We start from the raw sequence: 308 nt of genomic DNA on the forward strand, positions 1-308 counted from the left end.
TTCTTTCTATTGGTTTGGAAGATCCTCCCTTAGCTCCATAATTCCCCCTATAGCTGGCAAGGAATTTATATGGGTAGGTGTAAAAGGCGATTCCTGTGAGGCCAATGTGATGAGCTACAATATTGTTATGAGCCACTCTAAACCGGTCTTCATCCAGCAAAATGAATGGTAGACCAATGATCCTGTTTTCATAGGTCCAACCTGAGCGATAGAGGTGATTGTTGAAGTAATTGTCTTTACCATCGGTAGTGGGATAGTTTTTACTTTGATTCCGCGTGAAATAATACTCATACATAATGGCCTGTATC

1 pseudogene is annotated in these 308 nt (G+C 40.9%); it reads right to left on the reverse strand.

The annotated features are described in order from the left end of the window. Nucleotides 1-295: pseudogene (locus tag HC175_RS22550) on the reverse strand (capsule assembly Wzi family protein); the annotation flags it as partial. Between the last annotated feature and the right edge of the window lie 13 nt (nucleotides 296-308).

This window comes from Salinimicrobium oceani (assembly GCF_012037645.1).